Source organism: Aeromonas sp. HMWF015 (assembly GCF_963878965.1).
GTDB classification, from domain to species: domain Bacteria; phylum Pseudomonadota; class Gammaproteobacteria; order Enterobacterales; family Aeromonadaceae; genus Aeromonas; species Aeromonas veronii.
In genome coordinates this window covers 6,987-12,489 of record NZ_CAWNZT010000262.1, presented here as the reverse complement: position 1 = coordinate 12,489, position 5,503 = coordinate 6,987, and the positions used below count along the sequence as shown (strand labels likewise).

At 58.5% G+C, this 5,503-nt stretch carries 4 protein-coding genes; all 4 read left to right on the top strand.

All coding sequences use genetic code 11. From position 1 onward, the window contains the following. The first annotated feature begins 137 nt into the window (after positions 1-137). Positions 138-1,124, top strand: coding sequence for a galactose/glucose ABC transporter substrate-binding protein MglB (mglB, locus tag AACS18_RS13670; RefSeq protein ID WP_005340747.1), 987 nt, complete (start codon positions 138-140; stop codon positions 1,122-1,124). Between the two features lie 53 nt (positions 1,125-1,177). Then, complete coding sequence (gene mglA / locus AACS18_RS13665; RefSeq protein ID WP_108612495.1) at positions 1,178-2,698, top strand: galactose/methyl galactoside ABC transporter ATP-binding protein MglA; 1,521 nt, start codon at positions 1,178-1,180, stop codon at positions 2,696-2,698. A 16-nt stretch (positions 2,699-2,714) separates the two neighbouring features. Next, positions 2,715-3,725, top strand: coding sequence for a galactose/methyl galactoside ABC transporter permease MglC (gene mglC, locus AACS18_RS13660; protein WP_108612493.1), 1,011 nt, complete (start codon positions 2,715-2,717; stop codon positions 3,723-3,725). 51 nt (positions 3,726-3,776) lie between these two features. Beyond that, a partial coding sequence (locus tag AACS18_RS13655) for a methyl-accepting chemotaxis protein (RefSeq protein WP_108612494.1) occupies positions 3,777-5,503 on the top strand: 1,727 nt, incomplete at its 3' end.

Here is a 5,503-nt window from a genome sequence, read left to right as displayed (position 1 = left end):
CAATGTAACAGAGTGTAAACGTTTTCATTTTGTCGTCATGATCACAGAAGAAATGACAACAAACTGATTACATTGATTGGCGCTTGCTCAATTGCTCGCCACCCTACAACACAGATAGACACATCGGAGCACACATAATGAAAAAACTGACCACAGTTGCCGCCCTGCTGATGGGCATGATGGCTGGAGCCAATGCCCAGGCTGACACCCGTATCGGGGTAACCGTCTACAAGTACGACGACAACTTCATGGCGGTCGTGCGCAAGGCCATCGAGAAGGAGGCGGCAGCCACTCCGGGGGTGGAGCTGCTGATGAACGACTCCCAGAACGACCAGTCCAAGCAGAACGACCAGATCGATGTGCTGCTGGCCAAAGGGGTGAAGGCGCTGGCCATCAACCTGGTTGACCCCGCTGCGGCGCCGGTGGTGATTGAGAAAGCCCGTGGCGAAGATATCCCGGTGGTCTTCTACAACAAGGAGCCGAGCGCTACCGATCTGGCCAGCTATGACAAGGCCTACTACGTGGGGACCGACTCCAAGGAGTCAGGGATCATCCAGGGTCAGCTGATTGCCAAACATTGGAAAGCCCATCCGGAGTGGGATCTGAACAAGGATGGCGTGATCCAGTTCGTGTTGCTGAAAGGGGAGCCGGGCCACCCGGATGCCGAGGCGCGCACCTCCTACGTGGTCAAGACCCTGAACGATGGTGGCGTCAAGACTGAACAACTGCACATGGATACCGGTATGTGGGATACCGCCATGGCGAAAGACAAGATGGACGCCTGGATCTCCGGCCCCAACGCCAACAAGATCGAAGTGGTCATCGCCAACAACGACGGCATGGCAATGGGCGCGGTTGAGTCACTGAAAGCCCAGGGCAAGACTGCCATTCCGGTATTCGGCGTCGATGCGCTGCCGGAAGCGCTGGCCATGGTCAAGAGCGGTGCCATGGCGGGTACCGTGCTGAACGATGCGGCCAACCAGGCCAAAGCCACCTTCGAGCTGACCAAGAACCTGGCTGAAGGCAAACCGGCCGGTGAAGGCACCAAGTGGAATATCGTCGACAAGGTAGTACGTGTTGCCTACGTCGGTGTGGATAAAGACAACCTGTCCCAATTCGAGTAATTCCCTCCTCCAGGGCAAGGGAGATCCCCTTGCCCTTTTTTCAACCAGATGTGATGGCTGATATGACAACACAGCAACAATCAGAATGGCTGTTGGAGATGATTGACGTCAGTAAGAGCTTTCCCGGCGTCAAGGCACTCGATAATGTCAATTTACGGGTCCGTCCTCATTCTGTGCATGCGTTGATGGGCGAGAACGGAGCGGGAAAATCCACACTGCTCAAGTGCCTGTTCGGCATTTACGAGAAGGATCAGGGCAAGATCTTCTTCAAGGGGCAGGAGATCAACTTCACCTCCTCGAAAGAGGCGCTGGAGAATGGCGTCTCCATGGTGCATCAGGAGCTCAACCTGGTGTTGCAGCGTACCGTGATGGACAACATGTGGCTCGGCCGCTACCCCACCAAGGGATGGTTTATCGACCACGGCAAGATGTATGACGACACCAAGCGCATCTTCGATGAGCTCGACATCGACATCGACCCCAAGGTCAAGGTCGCGACCCTGTCGGTCTCTCAGATGCAGATGATCGAGATCGCCAAGGCGTTCTCCTACGACGCCAAGATCGTCATCATGGACGAACCCACCTCCTCCCTGACCGAGAAAGAGGTAAGTCACCTCTTCAAGATCATCAACAAGCTGAAGGATAAGGGGTGCGGCATCGTCTACATCTCTCACAAGATGGAGGAGATCTTTCAGCTCTGTGACGAGATCACCATATTGCGGGATGGCCAGTGGGTGGCGACCCAGCCGCTCAAGGGTATGACCATGGATCAGATCATCGGCATGATGGTCGGCCGCGAGTTGACCCAGCGCTTCCCGGAAAAAACCAACCAGCCGAAAGAGGTGATCCTCGAAGTCGAACATCTGACGGCGAAGAACCAGCCCTCCATTCAGGACATCACCTTCAACCTGCACAAGGGGGAGATCCTCGGCATCGCCGGACTGGTGGGGGCCAAGCGCACCGATATCGTCGAGACCCTGTTCGGCATTCGCGATCGCAGCCAGGGCAGTATCAAGCTGCACGGTAAAGAGGTGGCCAACCACAACGCCCACGAAGCGATCCGCAACGGCTTTGCGCTGGTGACCGAGGAGCGCCGCTCCACCGGTATCTACTCCCGTCTCGATATCGCCTTCAACTCCCTGATCGCCAATATGGATAACTACAAGGGCTCCATGGGGTTGCTCAGCGACAACAAGATGAAGAGCGATACCCAGTGGGTCATCGACTCCATGCGGGTCAAGACGCCGACCCAGCAGACCCAAATCGGCTCCCTCTCCGGGGGCAACCAGCAGAAGGTGATCATCGGTCGCTGGCTGCTGACCCAGCCGGAGATCCTGATGTTGGACGAACCGACCCGCGGCATCGACGTCGGGGCCAAGTTCGAGATCTACCAGCTCATCCTGGAGCTGGCGAAAAAGGACAAGGGGATCATCATCATCTCGTCAGAGATGCCGGAATTGCTGGGGATCACCGACCGTATCATGGTGATGAGCAATGGCCGGGTCGCCGGGATCGTCAATACCAAAGAAACTGACCAGAGCGAGATACTGCGCCTGGCATCTCTGTACCTCTAGAGACAGGAAGACATTTATGGAGTCGGCTAAAAATTTCAATCTGATGCAGGCGCTCAAGGAAAATGCCATCTACTTGGTGCTGCTGGTGCTGCTCATGGTCATCGTGATCCAGGAGCCCTCCTTCCTGAGTCTCACCAACTTCAGCAACATCCTGACCCAGTCCTCGGTGCGGGTCATCATCGCACTCGGGGTGGCGGGCATCATCATCACCCAGGGGACGGATCTCTCGGCCGGTCGTCAGGTCGGTCTGGCGGCGCTCATCGCGGCGACCATGTTGCAAGCGCTGACCAACGTCAACAAGGTGTTTCCCAGCTTGGGTGAGGTGCCCATTCCGGTGGTGATCCTGCTGGTGTGTGCCGTGGGCGCCCTGATTGGCCTTATCAATGGTCTGATCGTGGCCTACCTGAACGTCACCCCGTTCATTACCACGCTGGGCACCATGATCATCGTTTACGGCATCAACTCTCTCTACTTTGATTCGGTAGGGGCTTCGCCGGTGGCCGGGTTTGATCCCCGCTTCTCCAGCTTTGCCCAAGGGTTTATCCGGATAGGAGGATTCAAGCTCTCGTATCTCACCTTCTATGCGGCCATCGCCAGCGTCTTTGTCTGGGTGCTGTGGAACAAGACCCGCTTTGGCAAGAACATCTTCGCTATCGGTGGCAACCCCGAGGCGGCCAAGGTTTCCGGCGTCAATGTGGCGGTCAATCTGGTGATGATCTATGCGCTGGCGGGGGTCTTCTACGCCTTCGGCGGCATGCTGGAAGCGGGCCGTATCGGTAGCGCCACCAACAACCTCGGCTTCATGTACGAGCTGGATGCCATCGCAGCGTGCGTGGTGGGCGGGGTGTCGTTTGCCGGCGGGGTGGGAACTGTCGCGGGTGTGATCACCGGCGTACTTATCTTCACCCTGATCAACTATGGTTTGACCTATATCGGGGTCAGCCCTTACTGGCAGTTCATTATCAAGGGCGGCATCATCATTCTGGCGGTAGCCCTGGACTCCATGAAGTACGCCAAGAAGAAATAACGATTGGCAGGGAGGGTTGGCGTTGCCAGCCCTCTCTTCTGGAGGGAACCCATGCCATTCAAGGTCAAGATTTACCTCTTGCTGCTACTGGCCATTCTGGTCACCATCGGCACCGCCGGGCTCAGCGTCAACCACTTCATCAGTGGCTACATTCGTACTCAGGCCACCCACAACATCAACGAACAGATCACTCTGGTCAAAGAGAAGCTGGCCGGTGATATCAATCAGAAAATCCTGTTGGCCGCCAACCTTAACTTCGGGGTGACCAACGTCAAGAAGACCCTGCAAGAGACCGGCTTTCACAACATCGTCAAGGTGATCGGGGACATGGCATTCGACGTGAGCGGGGTCATCAACGACAGCGCCAAAGTCGATGCCCTGCGCAAGCTGATCCCCGCCGCCAACAACCAGATCACCGTCAGCCCGCTGCAACAGGTGGATGGCAAGCCGGTCATCACCATACTGGTGCCGCGCGGTGCTGACTCTGCCTATCTCTACTACCTCGACATGAGCGAGTTCAAAAGCCTGCTGGAGAAGATGAGCGGTGAGGGGCGCTACTTCTCGCTGGCAGACAGTCAGGGCAACAGCCTCTATGACAGCAAACCGCAGGGAGAGAGCGAGTCGCGCCCCAACCAGCTGGATATTCGGGGCAACAGCTGGACGCTGACCGGCTACGTCGATCTCGACTACATCCGGGCCATGACCCGGGCCCTCAACGGCCAGATCATCATGGCGCTGTTCGGCGTGGCGATCGTGGTGATGGTGATGGCGATGCTGGCGCTCAATGTGGCCTATCGCCCCATCCTCTCGCTGCGGGATCTGGTACTCGAACTCTCTCGTGGCAGCGGCGATCTCACTCGCCGGTTGGCAGTGACCAGCAAGGATGATCTTGGCCAGATCTCGGCCGGGATTAACCGCTTTATCGAGCGGTTGCAGGAGATGATGGGGGAGGTGCGGCAGGCGAGCGGCCAGCTCAACAGCGGCATCGAGGGGTTGGCCAGTCAGACCGGCGCCGCCCAGTCCCTGCTGGCGGACCATGTGCGCGAGACCGAGCAGGTAGTAACCGCCATCAACGAGATGAGCCGCACGGCGGTCTCTGTCTCCGAGAGTGCGGCCAGCACCGCCCAACTCACCGGCCAGAGCCAGCAGCTGGCGAGCCAGTCCCGTCAGGTGGTGGATCAGGCGATGGCCAGCGTGATGGCGCTGGTGGCCGAGGTGGAGGAGACCGCCCGCTCCATCGAAGCGATGCAGCAGGATGTGCAACAGATTGGCTCTGTGCTGGGGGTGATCGGCAGCATTGCCGAACAGACCAACCTGCTGGCCCTCAACGCCGCCATCGAGGCGGCTCGTGCCGGTGAGCAGGGGCGCGGCTTTGCGGTGGTGGCCGATGAGGTGCGCTCCCTTGCCGCCCGCACCCAGCAGAGCACGGCGGAGATCCAGACCATGCTGGCCAGCCTGCAACGGGGCAGCCGCACCGTGGTGGAGGCGATGGAGAACACCAAGCAGAGTTGTCAGGGGGCCGCCGAGAATACCACCCGGGTCAACGAGTCGCTGGATCTGATGGCAGGGGAAGTAGTGGAGATCAACGATCTCATCAGCCATATCGCCACGGCTGCGGAGCAGCAGAGCGCGGTGGCCGAAGAGATCAACCGCAACATGAGCGCCATCGCCGAAGTGATCCGCCAGCTGACCCACAATGGCGAAGCGACGGTCGCCAGCTCCGTGGCGATGCAGCAGACCTACGACCGGCTGCGGGAGATCGTGGGTCACTTCCGGCT